16 protein-coding genes and 1 riboswitch are annotated in these 19,516 nt (G+C 62.7%); of the genes, 6 read left to right on the top strand and 10 right to left on the bottom strand.

The annotated features are described in order from the left end of the window. Positions 1 to 53: 53 nt before the first annotated feature. The 6 genes from hutH to ykgO all read right to left on the bottom strand — a co-directional run bounded on the left by hutH (position 54) and on the right by ykgO (position 6,678). Positions 54 to 1,571: a histidine ammonia-lyase gene (gene hutH / locus KF827_RS09235; protein WP_291003845.1), complete on the bottom strand. Its 1,518-nt coding sequence runs from the start codon at positions 1,569 to 1,571 to the stop codon at positions 54 to 56. Between the two features lie 83 nt (positions 1,572 to 1,654). Continuing rightward, a complete protein-coding gene (glcF, locus tag KF827_RS09230) occupies positions 1,655 to 2,953 on the bottom strand; it encodes a glycolate oxidase subunit GlcF (RefSeq protein WP_291003841.1) in 1,299 nt (432 codons plus the stop codon). A gap of 1 nt (position 2,954) precedes the next feature. Then, positions 2,955 to 4,196 carry a glycolate oxidase subunit GlcE gene (glcE, locus tag KF827_RS09225; RefSeq protein ID WP_291003838.1) on the bottom strand — a complete coding sequence of 414 codons (1,242 nt, stop codon included), beginning with the start codon at positions 4,194 to 4,196 and terminating at the stop codon, positions 2,955 to 2,957. 8 nt (positions 4,197 to 4,204) lie between these two features. Next, complete coding sequence (locus KF827_RS09220) at positions 4,205 to 5,692, bottom strand: FAD-linked oxidase C-terminal domain-containing protein (protein ID WP_291003835.1); 1,488 nt, start codon at positions 5,690 to 5,692, stop codon at positions 4,205 to 4,207. Beyond that, positions 5,686 to 6,405 (bottom strand): FadR/GntR family transcriptional regulator, encoded by a 720-nt coding sequence (locus KF827_RS09215; RefSeq protein WP_291003832.1) that lies wholly within the window; start codon positions 6,403 to 6,405, stop codon positions 5,686 to 5,688. The genes KF827_RS09220 and KF827_RS09215 overlap by 7 nt, the downstream gene beginning before the upstream one ends. A gap of 147 nt (positions 6,406 to 6,552) precedes the next feature. Next, on the bottom strand, positions 6,553 to 6,678 hold the full coding sequence (gene ykgO, locus KF827_RS09210) for a type B 50S ribosomal protein L36 (RefSeq protein WP_291003830.1): 126 nt from the start codon (positions 6,676 to 6,678) through the stop codon (positions 6,553 to 6,555). Between the two features lie 264 nt (positions 6,679 to 6,942). Here ykgO and KF827_RS09205 point away from each other — a divergent pair, with 264 nt between their 5' ends. Beyond that, on the top strand, positions 6,943 to 8,487 hold the full coding sequence (locus KF827_RS09205) for a class I SAM-dependent methyltransferase (protein WP_291003827.1): 1,545 nt from the start codon (positions 6,943 to 6,945) through the stop codon (positions 8,485 to 8,487). Positions 8,488 to 8,493: 6 nt separating this feature from the next. On the opposite strand, the gene KF827_RS09200 is transcribed toward KF827_RS09205, so the two are convergent. The 4 genes from KF827_RS09200 to KF827_RS09185 form a co-directional block, all read right to left on the bottom strand. Further along, positions 8,494 to 10,044 (bottom strand): acetolactate synthase large subunit, encoded by a 1,551-nt coding sequence (locus KF827_RS09200; RefSeq protein WP_291003824.1) that lies wholly within the window; start codon positions 10,042 to 10,044, stop codon positions 8,494 to 8,496. A gap of 102 nt (positions 10,045 to 10,146) precedes the next feature. Continuing rightward, the gene (locus KF827_RS09195; protein WP_291003821.1) at positions 10,147 to 12,276 is read right to left on the bottom strand and encodes a methyl-accepting chemotaxis protein; all 2,130 of its coding nucleotides are present in this window, start codon (positions 12,274 to 12,276) and stop codon (positions 10,147 to 10,149) included. A 120-nt stretch (positions 12,277 to 12,396) separates the two neighbouring features. Continuing rightward, positions 12,397 to 13,440 (bottom strand): cyclase family protein, encoded by a 1,044-nt coding sequence (locus tag KF827_RS09190; protein WP_291003817.1) that lies wholly within the window; start codon positions 13,438 to 13,440, stop codon positions 12,397 to 12,399. Further along, complete coding sequence (locus KF827_RS09185; RefSeq protein WP_291003814.1) at positions 13,440 to 13,982, bottom strand: DUF962 domain-containing protein; 543 nt, start codon at positions 13,980 to 13,982, stop codon at positions 13,440 to 13,442. The genes KF827_RS09190 and KF827_RS09185 overlap by 1 nt, the downstream gene beginning before the upstream one ends. A 175-nt stretch (positions 13,983 to 14,157) precedes the next feature. Continuing rightward, a riboswitch (glycine riboswitch) is annotated at positions 14,158 to 14,264 on the top strand. 159 nt (positions 14,265 to 14,423) lie between these two features. Between KF827_RS09185 and gcvT the strand changes: the two genes are divergently transcribed. The 5 genes from gcvT to KF827_RS09160 all read left to right on the top strand — a co-directional run. Next, positions 14,424 to 15,536: a glycine cleavage system aminomethyltransferase GcvT gene (gcvT, locus tag KF827_RS09180; RefSeq protein WP_291003811.1), complete on the top strand. Its 1,113-nt coding sequence runs from the start codon at positions 14,424 to 14,426 to the stop codon at positions 15,534 to 15,536. Between the two features lie 17 nt (positions 15,537 to 15,553). Then, on the top strand, positions 15,554 to 15,928 hold the full coding sequence (gene gcvH / locus KF827_RS09175) for a glycine cleavage system protein GcvH (protein WP_291003808.1): 375 nt from the start codon (positions 15,554 to 15,556) through the stop codon (positions 15,926 to 15,928). Between the two features lie 7 nt (positions 15,929 to 15,935). Continuing rightward, positions 15,936 to 17,276, top strand: coding sequence for an aminomethyl-transferring glycine dehydrogenase subunit GcvPA (gene gcvPA, locus KF827_RS09170; protein WP_291003805.1), 1,341 nt, complete (start codon positions 15,936 to 15,938; stop codon positions 17,274 to 17,276). Next, positions 17,273 to 18,847, top strand: a complete 1,575-nt coding sequence (gcvPB, locus tag KF827_RS09165) for an aminomethyl-transferring glycine dehydrogenase subunit GcvPB (protein WP_291003801.1) — start codon at positions 17,273 to 17,275, stop codon at positions 18,845 to 18,847. Before gcvPA ends, gcvPB begins: the two co-directional genes overlap by 4 nt. Before the next feature lie 75 nt (positions 18,848 to 18,922). Further along, positions 18,923 to 19,516 (top strand): MFS transporter (locus KF827_RS09160; protein ID WP_291003797.1); only part of this gene is annotated, 594 nt, incomplete at its 3' end.

The following is a 19,516-nucleotide window of genomic DNA, read 5'->3' as shown; positions in this document are numbered from 1 at the left end:
CGTAAATTCTTGAATACCATAGTATTCAACTGCACTAATACTATGGTATTCACCTATTGCAAAATATCTTCGACCCATTGCCGGAACAGGCCTTGGCGCACCATGGTTTTTGCTGCCTCGATATCGGGCGCGAAGAAGCGATCTTCGAAATATGGCCCCACCTTGGCGCGGATGGCGGCGTGCACAGCCTCCAGCGCATTCGAGCTTTGCAGCGGACGGTGGAATTCAATGCCCTGAGCGGCCGCCAGCAATTCGATGCCGAGAATGGCAGCGAGGTTTTCCGCCATATCGCCAAGCCGCCGCGCGGCATGGGTGGCCATGGACACGTGGTCTTCCTGATTGGCCGAAGTGGGCAGCGAGTCGATGCTGGCGGGATGCGCCAGATGCTTGTTCTCGGCCACCAGGGCCGCCGCCGTCACCTGGGCGATCATGAAGCCGGAATTAAGGCCGGGCCTTGAGACCAGGAAGGCCGGCAACCCGCTCATATTGGCATCCACCAGCAAGGCGATGCGGCGTTCCGACAGCGCACCGATCTCGGCCAGCGCCATGGCGATCATATCGGCGGCGAAAGCCACCGGCTCGGCATGGAAATTGCCGCCCGACAGCACTTCGCCGGTATCGGCGAAGATCAGCGGATTGTCGGATACCGCATTAGCCTCGGTGCAAAGCGTATCGGCCGCATGGCGCAGCAGATCCAGCGCCGCACCCATCACCTGCGGCTGGCAGCGCAGCGAATACGGATCCTGCACACGCGGGCAATCGCGGTGCGATTCCCGGATGCGGCTGCCCGCCATCAGCTTGCGGAACAGAGCCGCCACATCCTTCTGCCCAGGCTGACCGCGCAAAGCATGAATGCGTTCATCGAAGGGGGTGTCGGAACCCTTGGCGGCCTCCACGCTCAGCGCGCCGGATACAAGCGCGGACGCAAACGCACGTTCCGCCGCAAACAGACCGCGCAGGGCCAAAGCACAGGAAACCTGCGTGCCATTCAGCAGCGCCAATCCCTCCTTGGGGCCGAGTTGCAACGGCTGCAAGCCCGCCTGCTTGAGCGCCTCGATGGCCGGCATCTGCACACCCTGCACACGCACATCGCCGATGCCCAGCATGGCGGCGCTCATATGGGCAAGCGGCGCCAAATCGCCCGAAGCCCCCACCGAACCCTGAGCGGGAATACAGGGCAGGATATCGTGGCGGTGCAACTCGACCAGCCGCTCGATCACCAGCCAGCGCACACCGGAATGGCCGCGCGCCAGGCTGGCCGCCTTCAGCGCCAGGATCAGCCGCACACAATCATCATCCAGCAGCGGCCCGGTGCCCACACTATGGGACAGCACAAGGTTGCGCTGCAGCGCAGAGAGGTCATGGGCCGCAATGCCGGCCTGGGCCAGCTTGCCGAAACCGGTATTGATGCCATAGGCCGGTTGGCCGGCGGCAACGATATCGGCCACGGTTTTTACACTGGCATCAACGCCGGGCCGCGCCGCCTCGGATATCGAGAAAGGCGCACCGGCATGCAGCCGCCGCAGATCGGAGAGCGGGATTTCGCCTGGGGTGAGCAGCAAGGCCGTCATGGCACGCTCCATGGCTAGACATGTATATACATGCTGCGGACATGTTAGAGACAAGCCGGCTTAAGCGTCAAGCCAGGATTTTATCACAGGCCTTTCGGCTGCGGCCCGCCCGTGGCCCAATCGAGCAATATAGCACTGTGCAGCACCGGCCGGCCGGCGCCGCGCGCCTCCAGCCCCTGGTTGAGCTGCACCAGGCAACCGATATTGCCAGCCGCCACGATCTCGGCATTGGTGCCGGCGATGGCTTCGGCTTTACGGTCGCGCAATTGAGTGGCGATGTCTGGCTGCAGCAGATTATAGCTGCCCGCCGAACCGCAGCAGAGATGGCCTTCCGGCACATCGCGCACATCGAATCCCGCCTTGACCAGCAATTGCTTGGGCAGGCTGGTGATTTTCTGGCCATGCTGCAGCGAGCAGGCGGAATGATAAGCCACCACCCTGCCCTGCGCCGCGCCATTGGGCTTGAGCGGCAATTGCGCCAGCACTTCCGAGATATCCTTGGCCAGCGCCGATACTTTCGCGGCATGCTCGGCCCATTCCGGCTCGTTTCGCAACATGAAGCCGTAATCCTTCACATTGGTGCCGCAACCCGATGCGTTGATCACGATGGCATCCAGGCCTTCGCCCTCGGCTTCGGCAATCCAGGCGGCGATATTCGCCTTGGCCTTGGCATGCGAATCCTCCACCTGCCCCATATGATGGGTGAGCGCGCCGCAGCAGCCTGCGCCTTGCGCCACCACCACCTCGCAGCCATGGCGGGTGAGCAGGCGAATGCTGGCTTCGTTGATTGCGGGGTCCAGCACGCGCTGGGCGCAGCCGGTCATCAATGCCACGCGCAGGCGGCGCTCGCCTTCCGCCTCGAAAACCTGCGGCGCATCCATGGCCGAAGGCTTGGGCAATGCCTTGGGCGCCATCTTCACCATCCCACGCAACCGCCCAGGCAGCAGAAAACCGAAAGGCCGCGCCAGCATCGCACCGCGCAAAGCCCAGCGGAACAGCGTCGGATCGGGCAACAGCTTCGCCAGCAGCCAACGCAGCAAACGCTCGCCCAAAGGCCGCTTATAGGTTTCCTCGATATGTGCACGGGCATGATCCACCAGATGCATGTAATGCACGCTGCTGGGGCAGGTGGTCATGCAGGACAGGCAGGACAGGCAGCGATCCACATGCCACACGGTTTCTTCCGTGGCCGCCTCGCCGGCTTCCAGCATCTGCTTGATCAGATAGATGCGCCCGCGCGGACTATCGCGCTCATCGCCCAACAGCACATAGGTGGGGCAAGTGGCGGTGCAAAAGCCGCAATGCACGCATTTGCGCAGAATATCGTTGGCGATCGCGATATCCGGATCGGCCAGTTGCGCGAGGGTGAAGCTGGTTTGCATGTTACACGCCTGCTTCCATTTGCCTTGGCTCCATGCGGCCAGGATTCAAAATATTGCCTGGATCGAAGCTTTGCTTCACGCGGCGCGAGAGCGCGGCCAAAGCCTCCGGCTGCGGCTGGAACACGGGTATTGCCGCGCGGACGGAATCAGGCGCGCGGAATAGCGTGGCATGGCCGCCGCATGCCGCCAGGGCGCCGCGCAGCAGATCGGCATGGGCATGCTCGACAGCGGGAAGTGCGAGCCAGAGCAAGCCGCCCGCCCAGTCATATAGCGCTTCCGCCATCGGCAAAGCGGCGCGGATGGCGGCAAGATAGGCCGCGCCCTGCATGGGCGGCAGGCTGATGCGCCAGAGTTGCCGATCCAATGGCTGAACCAGCAGCGACACATCGCGGATTTCGCGCCAGGCCCAGGCGGAATTCAGCGAATGCAATTCCTCCAATGCGCCATGCCGGCCAAGCTGCTCGCGCAAAGCCGTGCAGCGTGCCTTCACCGATATATCCGTGCCTTCCAGCCGGATCAGCGTAACGGCAGCATTGGCATCGCCGACATGACGCACGCCGGACCGCGCGGCCACGGTTTGCGGCAGATGGGCCAGGCCGGAGACTTCATGCGGCGAGGCTGCCGCCTCGGCCATCGCCTTGATGGCGGCCTCGTCGCTCAGGCCATAGATCAGGATCGTGCGGGTCTTCTCGGGCGCGGGCAGCACTTTGATGCTCACCTCGGTAAGCGCCGCAAGCGTGCCATAAGCACCGCAGACCAGCTTTGGCAGATCGTAGCCAGTGACATTCTTCACGACCTTGGCGCCGGCCTTGATGATTTCCGCCCGGCCGGTGACGCAACTGAATCCCAACAGATGGTCGCGCATGGCGCCTGCCTTGAAACGGCGCGGCCCAGCCAGGTTGGCGCCGATGGCACCGCCCAAAGTGCCGCGATTGGCAGCGCCGCCCCAGAGCGGGCCGAAATCCGGCGGCTCGAAAGCCAGCATCTGGCCCTGGCCGGCCACCAAAGCCTCGATATCTGCCATGGGTGTGCCAGGCCTTGCGGTGAGCACCAATTCTGCCGGTTCGTATTCCACCACGCCCTGCAGGCGGCTGAGATCGAGATTGTAAGCTGTTTGCACCGGGCGGCCCAAACGCGCCTTGCTGTTATGGCCAAACAGCCTCAGCGGCTTGGCTTCCGCCACGGCCCAGCCGATGGCATCGAGGGTTTCCTGCGCGGTGGTTGGGATGAAGGTGTCGGTCATGCCCGGCCTCAAAAACGCGGAATATCCGGGAAGGCGATCTTGCCCTTATGCACATGCATGCGACCGAGTTCGGCGCAGCGATGCAATTGCGGAAACACCTTGCCGGGATTGAGCCGATGATCCGGATCGAAGGCGCATTTCACGCGCTGCTGCTGGGCCAGATCGGCTTCCGAGAACATCGCCGGCATCAGGTCGCGCTTTTCCACGCCCACGCCATGCTCGCCGGTGAGCACGCCGCCCACTTCGACGCAAAGCCGCAGGATGTCGGCGCCGAAAGCTTCCGCGCGTTCCAGTTCGCCGGGATTGTTGGCATCGTAGAGAATCAACGGGTGCAGATTGCCATCGCCGGCATGGAATACATTGGCCACGCGCAGGGCATGCTTCTCGGAAAGCTGGTTCATGCGCGTAAGCACTTCCGGTAGCTTCTTGCGCGGGATAGTGCCATCCATGCAGAGATAATCCGGCGAGATGCGCCCCACCGCCGGAAAAGCCGCTTTGCGCCCGGCCCAGAAGCGCAAACGCTCCTCTTCACTTTCGCTGACACGACAGCTCACCGCGCCGCAGGCATTGGCAATGGCATTCACACGATGCAGCAGGTCGTCCACCTCGGCGGGCGGGCCATCCAGTTCGATCACCAGCAGCGCCTCCACATCGCGCGGATAGCCGGCCTGCACGAAATCCTCGGCGGCATGGATGGCGGGCCTATCCATCATCTCCATGCCGCCCGGGATGATGCCGGCGGCAATGGTGCGGGCCACGCAATCACCGGCAGCTTCCGAGCTTGGAAAGCCCGCCAGCAGCGCGCGCTGGGTGGTCGGCTTGGGCAGGATGCGCACGGTCACCTCGGTGATCACGCCGAGCAGGCCTTCCGAGCCGCAGACCAGGCCAAGCAGGTCGTAGCCTTCCGCATCCAGGTGCCGACCGCCCAGGCGAATGATTTCGCCGGTGATCAAAACCAGCTCCACACCCAGGATGTTATTCGTGGTGAGGCCGTATTTCAGGCAATGCACGCCGCCGGAATTTTCCGCCACATTGCCACCGATGGTGCAGGCGATCTGGCTGGATGGATCCGGCGCATAATAAAAGCCGCGATGCTCGACTGCGCGTGTGATGCCCAGATTGGTCACGCCCGGCTGCACCACGGCGCAACGATTGTCCCAATCGATATCCAGCACGCGGTTGAACTTGCCCATGCCCATCAGCACGCCATCGGCCAGCGGCAGCGCACCACCGGAAAGCGATGTGCCGGCGCCGCGTGGCACCACATTCACGCCGCGTGAATGGCACAGGGCCAGAATGGCTGAAACCTGCTGGGTATTGCTGGGCAGCACCGCCACCATCGGCACCTGGCGATAAGCGGTGAGACCATCGCACTCGAATGCCTTCAGTGAGCGCTCATCCACGATCACGGCTTCATGAGGCAGAATCCGCCGCAAATCCTCGATCAAGCCGTTGCGCTGTTCGAGGATGGCTGCATCGGGCGGCGGCATCAGCATGGCGTATTCTCTTTTGCGCGGCGGGTGGCATTCTCTACATGGCGAGTAGCGGCAATCGCAGCGGCAGCCGTATCCCCGGCTTCGATCGCCAACAGGATGGCTGCATGCTCGGCCTGCGAGGCCGCAGCACGGCCATCGGCAATGGCATCCGCCGACCATGTAAGCGCCCGGCTGGCCGAGAATTGCCCAGCCAGATAATCCAGAAAACGGCCCAGATGGGGATTGCCGCTGGCTACCGCGATGGCCGCATGAAACGCATCATCCGCTTCGGCACCGGCCTGCCCGCTCTGCAAAGCCTGCTGCATGGCCTGATATGCGGCACGGATAGCTGCAATATCTTCCGGCAATCGACGTCTGGCCGCCAGTTCGGCCGCCTTGGCTTCCACGGCAGCCCGCAGATCGAAAACATGGTTCAGGTCGTCGTCGGCCATGCTGCCGAGCTTGAAACTGCCCTGACCGGGCCGGGCCGCCACAAAAGCACCGGCGCCCTGGCGCGTCTCAACAAAGCCATCAGCCTTCAGCCGGGCAATCGCCTCGCGCACCACGGCTCGGCTCACGCCAAAGCGTTCCACCAGTTGTTTTTCAGTGGGGAGCCGCTCGCCCGGGCCGGCGCCGCCACCGGAAATCCATTCGGCCAGCTGGCGCGCCAGGCCATCGCCCAGCCCTTGGCTGCGTGGCAGATGCGGATGTGGAAGGTCTGGATGATGATACATGGCATATTTGTCTGGTTATCAGACAAATATGCCGGACTGCGTATATTCGTCAAGCCGGAAAACGCAAAAAGGCCTGGACGATCCAAACCGTCCAGGCCTTTTTAAACCTTTGATCCAGATGGCTATTCAGCCAGCCGGACGCGCGTATCAGCCCTGGCGGGCCTTGAAACGCGGGTTGGTCTTGTTGATGACGAAAACCCGGCCCTTGCGGCGGATCACGCGGCAATCGCGATGGCGGGTCTTGGCCGACTTGAGCGAATTGATGACTTTCATGACACGACCTTATGGCTCTGAACCGGACCCGAAGAACCGGTGAACGAAAAAGCCGAAGCGGAATCCGCCTCGGCGCGAAAAGCGGGCGGACCATACAAATCCCGCCCAGTTCTGTCAACAGGGCCTGTCGGCCGCCCTTTTCGGCCAATTCCGACCTGGTTGCGGGCAATGGAATGCCCGTTAAGGGTTTATCCAAACCTTGCCCGCCAATATCTGTCCCAACAATATTGCAACCGACCTCACGGCGCGAAAAGGATCATCATCGTGCAGCCTGAATGGACCTCCGGCTATGTAGCCGAGATCGACTACACCCATGGCTATTACCGCGAGATGAACCCGGCGCATCTGCGCTTTGCCCTCATATCGCGCGGCTTTGCCCCGCCCCCTGCCAGCGATATCCGCTATCTGGAGCTGGGCTTCGGCCAGGGCCTGTCGCTCAATATCCATGCCGCAAGCACGCGCGGGCAGTTCTGGGGCACCGATTTCAACCCCGCCCAGGCCGCCAATGCCCAGGCGCTGGCGGCCGCCACCGGCAGCGGCAGCCATGTGCTGGACGATGGCTTCGCCGAATTGTTGGCGCGCGACGACCTGCCGCAATTCGATTACATCTGCGCCCATGGCGTATGGAGTTGGGTGTCCGACGAAAATCGCGACACCATGGTGGCGCTGATGCGCAAACGGCTGAAACTCGGCGGTGCGCTCTATCTTTCCTACAACGCCCTGCCCGGCTGGTCGCAATCCATGCCGCTGCGCGCATTGATGAAACTGCACGAGGATATCGCCGGCAGCCAGGAGAAAGGCATCGCCGACCGCATCAACAATGCCATCGGCTTCGGCGAGGCAGTGGATGCCGCCGGCGCGCTGTATTTCCGCCAGGCGCCGGCCGCGCGTGAAAGGCTGAAAAGCCTGAAGGGCAAGCCGGTGAATTACCTGGCCCACGAATATTTCAATCGCGACTGGAAGCCGATGTATTTCGCCGATGTGGCGAAAATGCTCGAAAACGCCAAGCTCAGCTTCGCCGGCTCGTCCAACCTGCTGGACCATGTGGATGCGGTGAACCTCAACGATGCGGCGCGCAACTTCCTGGCCGGCATTGCCCATCCGATGCTGCGCGAAACCGCCCGCGACTATCTGCTGAACCAGGTTTTCCGCCGCGACATTTATTTGCGCGGCGCCCGCCGCCTGACCATCGCCGAGCGCAACGCGCTGCTGAGCGAGACCCGCGTGGTGCTACTGACCCTGCCTGACGAAATTCCGATGAAACTGACCTCGCCTTTGGGCGAGATCAATCTGGCCGAACAGATCTACAAGCCGTTGCTGCAAACCCTGGCTGCCGATAATTACAAGCCGAAAAGCTTAAGCGAAATCGCAGCCGCACGGCCGGAAACCAACCAGGCGCAGATTGTACAGGCCATCACGCTGTTGATCGGCGCCAACCATCTGGGCGTGGCACAGAGCGCCGCCGAGGAGCAGGTCTGCCGGGCCAATGCACAGCGCTTCAACAGCCATGTGCTTGCCCGCGCCCGCCAGGTTTCCGAGATCAATTATCTGGCCTCGCCGGTGCTGGGCGGCGGCGTGACGGTGCAGAAACTGCCGCAGATGTTTATGCTGGCCCAGGCCGAAGGCGCCAAAACCCCGGCTGCGCTGGCGAAGGCGGTGTATGCCATGATGAACGCGCTGGGCCAGAAGATATTCAAGGATGGTAAACCGCTGGATGGCGATGATGCGCATCTGGCGCAACTGACCGAGGATGCCAAGGCACATCAGCGGCGCATGCCGCTGATGCAGGCCCTCGGCGTGGTGAAATAACCCGGCCTAAAGCAGCAATTCCACCAGGCGCGGATTGGTATCGGCGAAGGCATCGCGCAGGGCCTTCACGAAACCATCCAGATCATCCACGGTGACGCCTTCCACGCCATGGCCCTCGGCCAGCTTGGCCCAGTTCATGTCGGGCCGGCCGATGGTCAGCATATCCACGGCGCGCGGGCCGGGATTCTGCACACCCACATTCTTCAATTCGCCCTGCAGAATGCTGTAGCGCCGGTTGGCAAATACCACCACGGTCACATTCAGTTTCTCGCGCGCCATGGTCCACAGCGATTGCAGCGTGTAGGCCGCGCTGCCATCGCCGGTCAGCACCACCACCTTGCGTTCGGGCGAGGCAATCGCTGCCCCCACGCCTACCGGCATGGAAAAGCCGATCGAGCCGCCCATATTCTGCAACCATTCGTGATCGGCCGAGCCGGCGGTGACATTGTAGATCGAACGGCCCGAGGTAACGGATTCATCGATCAGCACTGCATCCTGCGGCAGCAATGCGGCAAGCGCCGCCGCAATACCATCCAGCGAAACCGCGCCGCTAGGCAGGTCTGGCCTGGCCGGCCGCGGCGGCAACAGCGGATTGGCTGGCGCACGCAGGGCATCGGCCAGGCGCTCCAGCGCATCATCCAGATCATAGTCGATCGGGGCCACTGGCGTGATGCCGCAGCCTTCCGGCGCCAGCAGGCTGGGCTTGCCAGGATAGGCGAAAAAGGCCACCGGATTTTTCGCCCCCACCAGCACGATCTCGGATAAATCCTTCAGGTAATCCAGCGCCGAGCCGATCACGAAAGGAATGCGCCCCACATCGGGCAGACCCTCGCCGCGTGAAATCCGCGCATTCGAGGATTGGCCGGAAAGTTGGCAGCCGGTCGCGGCCTGAATGCGGGCAGCGGCACGCAGGCCGCGTTTCAGCAGCGCCTTGCCGCCCAGCAGCAGCATGGCCTTGGCCCCGCCGCGTTTCAGCGCAATGGCGCCGGCCGTTATCGCGGCCTCCTCGGCACGCTGCAGCGGCGCCACCGCCACCGGCTTGGCCGGGCCAGCCGGTGCATCGGTCCAGGCGGTATCGGCGGGCAGGATCAGAGTGGCGATGCAGCCCGCGCCCTTGCGCGCCTCGGCGACAGCCTGCGCACCCAGTCCGGCGATTTCCGGCGCCGTGAGGCCGGTGCCCACCCAATGGGAAACCGGCCGCGCAATCCCCTGGATATCGGCGGTCAGCGGCGCATCATAGGCGATGTGATAAGTGGCATGCTCGCCCACTACATTCACGATCGGCGAATTGGCCTTGCGCGCGTTATGCAGATTGGAAACGCCATTGGCCAGGCCGGGGCCGAGATGCAGCAAGGTTGCCGCCGGCCGCCCGGCCATGCGGGCGAAACCATCGGCCGCTCCAGTCACCACGCCTTCGGCCAGCCCCAGCACGCAGCGGATACCCGGCACATGATCCAGCGCCGCCACGAAATGCATTTCCGATGTACCGGGATTTGCAAAACAAACATCCACGCTGCTACCGATCAGCGTGCGCACCAAACTTTCCGCACCATTCATTTTTATTATCCCTGCGCTTCAAACCCCGCTTCCTCCCTACAGAAGCCGGAGGCGGAAGATTGGTGTTTATCGCAGGGCCTGACAAGCCCCGGCAGAACCGGATCAGAATTCCTTCCAATCATCGTCATCGGCCACAGGCGGCAATGCCCGCGCAGGCGCCAATGGCGTTGGCACCGGCTTGGTAGCAACAGGCTTGGGAGCGGCTGGCTTGGCAAGTGCGGGCCTGGCAATGGCTGGCTTGGCGGCCGGAACAGCAGCCGCTGCCGGTTTGCTTACGGCGGGTTTCTGCAGCCCGGCTCCGACAGCGGGCGTATTCACGCGAATCTCGTTACCGGTTTTGAAGAAACGCGCCAATTCCGCCAGTTCATTGGCCTGGTTGGCAAGGGATTGCGCAGCAGCCGTGGTTTCTTCCACCAGGGCGGCATTGCGCTGGGTCATCTCATCCATGCTGGCCACGGCGGTGTTCACCTGATCCAGCCCCGTGGCCTGTTCGCGGCTGGCCGCAGCAATCTCGGCCACGATGTCGGCCACCTTCTTCACGGCCCCCACGATATCCACCAGCGACCGACCTGCCTGATTCACCAGACCGGCACCGGTTTTCACCTGCGCGTTGGAAGCCTGGATCAACGCCTTGATCTCCTTCGAGGCATTGGCCGAGCGCTGCGCCAATGCGCGCACTTCCTGCGCTACCACGGCAAAGCCCTTGCCGGCCTCGCCGGCACGGGCCGCCTCCACCGAGGCATTCAAGGCCAGCAGGTTGGTCTGGAAGGCGATCTCGTCGATCAGCGCCATGATATCGGCGATCTTGCGTGCGCTCTCCTCGATCTCGCTCACTGCCACCACGGCCTGCTCAGTGATCGAGCCACCCTTTTCGGCGGTATCGCGGGCAGCCGTGGCCAGTTGATTGGCGGCCTGGGCATTGTCGGCATTCTGCCGCACGGTGGTGGTTATCTCGTGCATCGAGGCAGCAGTTTCCTCAATGCTGGCAGCCTGGCTTTCGGTGCGTTGCGCCAGATCCTGACTCCCGGTGGAGATTTCGTTGGATGCGCCGCGCACCGTCTGGGTGGTATTCAGCAAGCGGCCGGCAAATTCGCGCAACTTTCCGGCCATGCCATTTGCAGACCCTTTCAGCGTGGCAAACACTCCCTCATATTCACCGGCCACCTCGCGGGACAGATCGCCTTCCGCCATGGCCTGCATCACCTGCGCCAAATCTCCGGTCACCGAACCAAGCGTGCCCGACAAACGATTCAGTTCGCGGCTCAAAGCCAGCAAAAATCCTTCTTTGTCTGCCTCGTCGAGACGGCCCGAAAGATCGCCCGCCACGATGCGGCGGCAAAGGTCGGCCACCTCCTCGGCCGCCTTGCTTTCGCGGTGCTCGCTCTCCTGCCGCAGGCGGTCGGCCTCGCGGCGCTGCGCCTCTACCGCTGCTTCGGCATTGCGACGCTCAACCGCGTTGGTCTTGAACACTGCCAACGCCGACCCCATACGACCGATCTCATCGGTCTGTCGCAGCACCGGAACATCCGCTTCCAGATCGCCCTGCGCCAACCTTTGCATGGCGCCGATCATGCCGCCCAGGGGCCGCGTCACGCCATAAATGATGATCCCCAGCGCCAGCAGCAAGCCGGTGCCGCCACCCACGATGGCAATAAGGATCAGGGCTTGGCGCATCTGGATTACGCTTGCCCGCTCCATCTGTTCTTCTTCATTCAACTCGCTGGTGAAGCGCTCCTCCAGATTGCGTATATGCTGGCGCGCCGCATTGTAATGCTGCGAGGCAGCTATCACCGTTCGCTCAGCCAATTCGAACCGCAGCTGTTCGGTATCGGCCAATATGCGCTTGTAGCTGTCCTGATACTTTTCCGCCGCAGCCATCGCCAAGGCAAATTCGCTCTTCTCGAAATCATCATCCAGCAACGGCTTCAAGCGCTCCATCCGGCCGAGAAAACGCCGCAATTCATCGGCCGCACCGGCCACCACGCGCTCGCGCAATTCCGGTGAAAGCGGGCGCGTCATATTTTCGGTCATCCGCACGAATTGCACGAAATTGATGCCGCCGCGCCCGGCATGCTCGATCTGGTCGCCCTTCAGCTCGATACGATCCAGCGCCGCTTCCATCTTGTTGGCGCCATTTATAGCGACCAAAACCTGAATCGCGGCGGTCGCAATCAGGATTGCCACCACGGCAAACAGCTTCACCGATAGGCTCAAATTGCGGAACCAGGCCATAGCTTCCCCCTCAGCATGTAATGCCGACAATCACTCTTCCATCAAAGTTGCATTCTGTCAGGAAAAATTTGCCAGATGCAGGGGGAAAATGCAGTTAATTACACGTTCAATACTGTAGCGCTATACCGTAGCGATCGGCGTGACCGGAGACCCTACCGCCCCAGGCAGCCGCAGGGGCGGGGCGGTGAGCAAAAAACGGTTACGTTCCTGCTGTTTCAGGTAGGCCGCCAATTCCGCCAGATACCAGATTTCGCCCAAAGGCACGCCCAGCTTGAATAGGCAATGTTCATGCAACGGCAAGGCAGCATGGCCATCCGGGCCGCCATCCTTGGCCGGCAGGCCTTCCACGGCATAATTATCGGCGATCAGCGTGGCTACGCCGCTATCGGCAATCCAGTTCAACAACCGCTTGTCGCGGCCATCCAACACGGCGCAGCTATTTTCCAGCCGGTGCAGATCAGGCTTACGCTCCATCTCCAACAGCAGATCGGCAAAACCGGTGTAGAAGCAAAGCATGTCGCCCGGCTCCACCTCCGCCTTCTGCGCCTGCATGGCCCGCATCAAAGTGTCGTAACCCACCCATTCGCGCCTGCGACCGATTCCGTCGAACAAGTTGACCAGCACGCCGCGCCCCTGCAGACCATGACGCGCGAAATTATGGATTCCCAGAACTTCGCTGCCCGGCGAGAGAAAGCGCTCCAGCCTGGGCTCGCCGCCCATATCCAGCGCCTCCGGCACATGCTCGCCGGCACGCCAGCCATTGTAAAAAACCGGCTCCGGCACACCATCGCCATCGGCATCGAACATCTGGCCGGCATGGGCGAAGCTGTCCCATTGCGTGGAATATTGCAGGTAGATCAGCGCGGCATCGTCGCACATCACGTCGTTATGCCGCACATCGTAAACCGACAGGCGGAACGGCATGTTGGCCCGCCCTTCACGCACTACGCCGTATAACTTCGGCGGATAGCGGCGCGGGTTGAGCAGGTTGCCGCCGGGATAATCCAGCGGCAACGACAGGCAGAAGCTGCGGCCCTCGCGTACCTCCGCAATGCCCTGCCGAACCTTATCGGCTGTTATGAGATTAAGCCGGCCCAGCCGGTCATCCGCGCCGAAATCGCCCCAGGTAGATCCTTCCGGCCGCTGCTTCCAGCGCGGATTCATCAATTCGCGCCGGCAGCGCGCGCCTGCACGGCACCCACCGAATAATGCTTCCAGCGCGCTTCCACGGCTTCATGCAATTCATGCTTCATACCGGCAGCGAATACGGTTTCCGCTACCAGGAACATCGGGCCGATCAGTGCCTGCAACAGATTATCGGCCAATGCCGGCCGGCGCCCCTCGAAGACATGGCCGACAAGCTGGAACACCCAGCCGCCCACGAAGGCGATGGCAAACACGCTCCAGCCGATGGTGCTGCCCAAGCCGGCTACCCATTGCCCGGCCCAGAGCAAAAACGCGGCCACGATCACCATGCCAAGGCCGATGGCACGATCGAGCCACAGATAGAACAGCCCGGTTGCCACCCATAGCAATGTCGCGCCGGTGATTGCGATGCCGCCTGCTTGCCCAAGCGAAACCCAGGATAGCGGAATGAACAGCGCGAAGACGATGGACGGAATGCCGATGAAATGCGTGGCACGATTGCGCGCATCGCGGTGATAGGCGGAATACATCGCCATCTGCTCGATGAAAAACGGGTTCATGTTCGCCTCCCTGACATTCCGCGCCTAGCCCGAGTCGGACAGGCCTTATCTGCTTTGCCTGTCAGGGTAATCCTGGCTACGGCGCTGTCAACCCGAGTTTTCCCCAGCTTTTTGCGACAAATCGGCGAAAGGCTTTGACTCCCCGGCCTGCCCGCCTATGCTCGGCCCATTCGCGCGCATCCCCGCGGGAGAGGTGCCAGCCGGCTTGACTAAAGCCGGGCCCGGTACGCCGAAGGAGCAACCGCCCCGGAAACTCTCAGGCCAAAGGACCGCAGGGATCTAGCGAAACTCTGGAAAGCGGTCGGTGCAATCCGGCCCACCGACGGAGTAAGTCAGGCATCAAAGCATGCTTGGCGAATCTCTCAGGTTCTCAGGACAGAGGGGGCAGCGGTGGGTGCAAATCCGCCGCGCCGCCTGTTCTGTTGAAACCTGTGAGGTCCAGTGAGCGCTTCCTCCGACGAAACCCTGCATATAACGCCCCTGAACGCCCTGCATAAAGAACTGGGCGGTCGCATGGTGCCATTTGCCGGCTATGAAATGCCGGTGCAATTCCCCAGCGGCATCCTCACCGAGCATAAGCATACCCGCGCCGCCGCCGGTCTGTTCGATGTGTCGCATATGGGCCAGGTGCGCATCACCGGCGCCGATCCCGCCAAATCCATCGAACGCCTGGTGCCCGGCGATGTGCAAGCCCTTGAAGTGGGCCGCATGCGCTACACCATGTTCACCAACGAGGCCGGCGGTATCCTCGACGATCTGATGATCAACAAGCGCGCCGACGATCTGCTTGTGATCGTGAATGCGGCCTGCAAACAACAGGATATCGCATTGCTGCAAGCCGGCCTGCCGGATTGCAAAGTGGAATATCTGGCCGACCGCGCCCTGCTGGCCTTGCAAGGCCCCGAAGCGGTGGCCGTGCTGGCGCGGCTGAATCCGCAAATCGCCGCTTTGCAATTCGGCCAGGGCGCGGAAATCCTGCTGGATGGCATCAGTTGTTTCGTCACCCGCTCCGGCTATACCGGCGAGGATGGCTGCGAAATCTCGCTGCCCGCCGATGCCGCCGATGCCTTCGCCCGCAAATTGCTGGCGCAGCCCGAAGTGAAACCCATCGGCCTGGGGGCACGCGACAGCCTGCGTCTGGAAGCCGGGCTGTGCCTTTACGGCCATGATATCGACACCACCACCTCCCCCATCGAAGCCGGCCTGACCTGGACCATTTCCAAGCGTCGCCGCGCCGAAGGCGGTTTCCCCGGCGCCGGGATCATCCAAAAACAATTGGCGGAAGGCGTTACCCGCAAGCGCGTGGGCCTGCGCCCCGAAGGCCGCGCCCCGGCTCGCGAAGGCACCGATATCCTCGATATCAGCGGCAACAAGATCGGCATGATCACCTCGGGCGGTTTCGGCCCAAGTGTGGATGCACCGGTTGCCATGGGCTATGTCGCCGCTGCGTCTGCCGCCATCGACACATCCATCAACCTGTTGGTGCGCGGCAAGCCCTTGCCTGCCCGCATCTCTGCCATGCCCTTCATCACCAAGCGTTACGCCAAAGCCTGAGCCCGGAGACAGCACCTATGACCCTCTATTTCACCAAGGACCACGAATGGATCGACGTTGCCGGCGATACCGGCACCGTAGGCATCACCGTTTATGCCCAGGAGCAACTCGGCGATGTAGTATTCGTGGAACTGCCCGAGCCTGGCCGCGGCGTGAAGCAGGGCGGCGAGATGGCCGTGGTTGAATCCGTTAAGGCCGCCAGCGAGGTTTATGCCCCGGTTTCGGGCAGTGTGGTTGAAAGCAACGATGCCCTGGCCGCCGATCCATCGCTGGTGAACCAGGACGCCGAAGGTGCGGGCTGGTTCACCAAGATCAAGCTGTCGGATTCCGGCGAGCTTGGCGGGTTGATGGACCGCGCCGGCTATGATGCTTTCGTAAAATCGCTGGGTTGAGGCTGGCATGCGCTATCTCGGACAAACCGCCGCCGACCGCCAGGCCATGCTGGCAAAGATCGGCGTGGCGGATATCGACGCGCTGTTCAAGGACGTGCCGGCCGATGCGCTGAACGCGGCCATAGAACTGCCGGATCATCGCGGGGAATTGGAAGTAGAGCGCCATATCGGCGCTTTGGCGGCACGCAACCTGTCGCCGGCCGATGCACCCTGCTTCCTGGGTGCCGGCGCCTATCGCCACCATATTCCCGCCGCCGCCGATCACCTGATCCAGCGCAGCGAATTCCTTACCTCCTACACGCCCTATCAGCCCGAAATCGCGCAAGGCACGCTGCAATATCTGTTCGAGTTCCAGAGCCAGGTGGCGCTGATCACCGGCATGGATGTGGCCAATGCCTCGCTGTATGACGGCGCCACCGCCTGCGGCGAGGCCGTGCTGATGGCCCAGCGGGCCACCAGGCGGCAGAAAGCCGTGTTGTCGGGCGGCCTGCATCCGCATTATCGCGGCGTGGTGGAAACCCTGATGCGCCAGACCGATCAGCCCTATCTGGCAGCGCCGATGGATGCCGAGGGCAACGAGGATCTTGCTGCCCTGATCGACGAGCAGACCGCCTGCGTGGTGGTGCAGAATCCCTCGCTGTTCGGCCATGTGCGCGATCTGCGCCCGCTGGCCAAGGCCTGCCAGGCCAAGGGCGTGCTGTTGATCGTGGCGGTGAGCGAAGTGGTATCGCTCGGCCTGATCACGCCGCCGGGTGAGATGGGTGCCGATATCGTGGTGGCGGAAGGCCAGTCGCTGGGCGTGCCGCTCAGTTTCGGCGGGCCCTATGTGGGCCTGTTCGCGGCAAAGGAAAAATTCCTGCGCCAGATGCCGGGCCGGCTCTGCGGCGAAACCGTGGACCAGGATGGCAAGCGCGGGTTCGTGCTCACGCTGTCCGCACGCGAACAGCATATCCGCCGCGAGAAGGCCACCTCCAATATCTGCACCAATTCCGGCCTCTGCGCGCTGGCCTTCACCATCCATCTTTCACTGCTGGGCGAAGCCGGCTTCACCCGGTTGGCCGAAATCAATCATGCCAAGGCCGTGGAACTGGCCGGCAAGCTGGATGGCCTCAAAGGCATCAAGCTGGTGAATGGCAGCTTCTTCAACGAATTCACCCTCGCGCTGCCCAAGCCGGCAGCGGGTGTGGTGGAAGCATTGGCGAAGAAAGGCATTCTCGGCGGCGTTCCGGCCTCGCGGCTGTGGCCCGGTGAGAAGGCAGCCGAGCATCTGTTGCTGGTGAGCGCCACCGAAATGAACACCGAACATGATATGTCGGCGCTGCGCAGCGCGCTGGAAGAGGTGCTGTGATGCTGAACAAGCAGGGACGCCAAACGACACCCAATGCCGGCGCCGACAACAGCGGACCAGCCGGGGGCTATGCCACCATCGGCGGCCATAAGGGCCTTGAGCATGAAGAACCGTTGATCTTCGAACAGGGCGAGCCCGGCCGCTGCGGCGTTGATCTGCCCGCACCGGCGAATGTGGCGGAGCGCCTGGGCGGCCTGCGCCGCAAGGGCGCGATCGGTTTGCCTGGCCTGTCCGAGCCCCAGGTGATCCGCCATTTCGTGCGCCTGAGCCGCAAGAACTACGCCATCGATATGGGCGTGTTCCCGCTCGGCTCCTGCACCATGAAGCATAATCCGCGCCTGAATGAAAAACTGGCACGGCTGAAAGGCCTGGGCGATCTGCATCCGATGCAGCCGGAAAGCACCGTGCAGGGCGCGCTGGCGCTGATCGACGAACTGGCCGGCTGGCTGAAGACGCTGACCGGCATGCCGGCAGTGGCGATGTCGCCTGCTGCCGGCGCCCATGGCGAACTCTGCGGCCTGATGAGCATCCGCGCCGCCCTTATCGCACGCGGCGATGCCCGCAAGCGCATCCTGGCGCCGGAATCCGCCCATGGCACCAATCCGGCCACGGCAGCGATGTGCGGTTATACGGTAGACCCGATCCCCGCCACAGCCGATGGCCGCGTGGACCTGGAAGCCCTGCGTGCCAAGCTGGGCCCGGATGTGGCGGCGATCATGCTGACCAATCCCAATACCTGCGGCCTGTTCGAGCGCGATATCCGTCAGGTGGCGGATATGATCCACTCCATCGGCGGCTTCTTCTATTGCGACGGCGCCAATTTCAACGCCATCGTGGGCAAGGTGCGGCCGGGCGATCTCGGCATCGACGCCATGCATATCAACCTGCACAAAACCTTCTCCACGCCCCATGGCGGCGGCGGCCCCGGCTCTGGCCCGGTGGTGTTGTCGGATGCGCTGAAGGATTTCGTGCCGCTGCCCTATGTGATCCACGATGCGAATGGCTATCGCCTGGTGGAACAGGATGAAAGCGGCAAGAGTTTCGGCCGCATGAAGGGCTTCCATGGCCAGATGGGCATGTTCATCCGCGCGCTGGCCTACATGCTCAGCCATGGCGGCGATGGCCTCAAGCGCGTGGCCGAGGATGCCGTTCTGGCCGCCAACTACGTGATGGCCTCGTGTGACGATGTGATGAGTCCTGCATTCGCAGGCCCCTGCATGCATGAAGCCCTGTTCGACGATAGCTTCCTCAAGGATACCGGCGTCAGCACCCTGGATTATGCCAAGGCCCTGATCGACGAGGGCTATCATCCGATGACGGTGTATTTCCCCCTGGTGGTGCATGGCGCGCTGCTGGTGGAACCCACCGAAAGCGAAAGCAAGGATGCGCTGGACCATTTCATCATGGTGCTGCGCGGCCTGGCCGAACGCGCCCAAAGCAAGCAAGCCGCCGACTATTTCCACGGCGCGCCCTATCTGGTGCCACGCCGCCGGTTGGACGAAACCCAGGCCGCCCGCAAGCCGGTGCTGCGCTGGAAACCCGCCCAGGACAACAAAGCGGCGGCGGAATAGTCGCTTCCGGCGCACAACAATGCTTGCACTTTATCGTCATTCCGGCGTAAGCCGGAGTGGCGATAAAGTGCAAGCATGTCAACGTCCGATACAGCCCCGAAAAAATTGCCGATCTGGACTGTGCTGATCGCCACCATGGCGACACAGTCTTTCACCACGCTCTGCTCGATGTCGCTATCGGCCATTGCGCCCGATGCCGCGCATGGGCTGGGCCTGCCAGCATCACTGGTGGGTTATCAGGTAGCCATGGTCTATACCGGCGCCATGCTTTCCTCGTTGATCGGCGGCGCCGTAGTGAACCGCTTCGGACCGGCGCGCAGCAGCCAGATCGCGCTCTGGCTGGCTGCGCTGGGCTGCCTGTTCACCGCAACACTGGGCCTGGCCGGCGTGATGATCGGCGCCGTGGTGATCGGCCTGGGCTATGGCTTCACCAATCCGGCCGCCTCCCTGCTGCTTAGCCGCGCCGCCATCGGCAGCCGCAGCAATCTGATCTTTTCCATCAAGCAATGCGGCGTTCCGATCGGCGGCATGCTGGCCGGCCTGCTGCTGCCGCCGATCACCCTGCTGCTGGATTGGCGGGCGGCGATCATCACCTGCCTGCTGATCTGCCTGCTATGGAGCCTGGTGCTGCAGCGATATCGCGGTCGCTGGGATATGGAGCGCAATCCG

It is taken from the genome of Ferrovibrio sp. (genome assembly GCF_019636075.1).
Classification (GTDB): Bacteria; Pseudomonadota; Alphaproteobacteria; order Ferrovibrionales; family Ferrovibrionaceae; genus Ferrovibrio.
The sequence above is the reverse complement of the archived record's forward strand: the minus strand, read 5'-3'. Positions and strand labels throughout refer to the sequence as shown.

Excerpts from the sequence above, each read along its gene's own strand:
- KF827_RS09215 (WP_291003832.1), bottom strand. The coding sequence starts at position 6,405 with ATGTATCATCATCCAGACCTTCCACATCCGCATCTGCCACGCAGCCAA.
- ykgO (WP_291003830.1), bottom strand. The coding sequence starts at position 6,678 with ATGAAAGTCATCAATTCGCTCAAGTCGGCCAAGACCCGCCATCGCGAT.
- glcE (WP_291003838.1), bottom strand. The coding sequence starts at position 4,196 with ATGACCGACACCTTCATCCCAACCACCGCGCAGGAAACCCTCGATGCC.
- KF827_RS09190 (WP_291003817.1), bottom strand. The coding sequence starts at position 13,440 with ATGAATCCGCGCTGGAAGCAGCGGCCGGAAGGATCTACCTGGGGCGAT.
- KF827_RS09200 (WP_291003824.1), bottom strand. The coding sequence starts at position 10,044 with ATGAATGGTGCGGAAAGTTTGGTGCGCACGCTGATCGGTAGCAGCGTG.
- gcvH (WP_291003808.1), top strand. The coding sequence starts at position 15,554 with ATGACCCTCTATTTCACCAAGGACCACGAATGGATCGACGTTGCCGGC.
- KF827_RS09220 (WP_291003835.1), bottom strand. The coding sequence starts at position 5,692 with ATGCTGATGCCGCCGCCCGATGCAGCCATCCTCGAACAGCGCAACGGC.
- gcvPA (WP_291003805.1), top strand. The coding sequence starts at position 15,936 with ATGCGCTATCTCGGACAAACCGCCGCCGACCGCCAGGCCATGCTGGCA.
- glcF (WP_291003841.1), bottom strand. The coding sequence starts at position 2,953 with ATGCAAACCAGCTTCACCCTCGCGCAACTGGCCGATCCGGATATCGCG.
- KF827_RS09185 (WP_291003814.1), bottom strand. The coding sequence starts at position 13,982 with ATGAACCCGTTTTTCATCGAGCAGATGGCGATGTATTCCGCCTATCAC.
- hutH (WP_291003845.1), bottom strand. The coding sequence starts at position 1,571 with ATGACGGCCTTGCTGCTCACCCCAGGCGAAATCCCGCTCTCCGATCTG.
- KF827_RS09195 (WP_291003821.1), bottom strand. The coding sequence starts at position 12,276 with ATGGCCTGGTTCCGCAATTTGAGCCTATCGGTGAAGCTGTTTGCCGTG.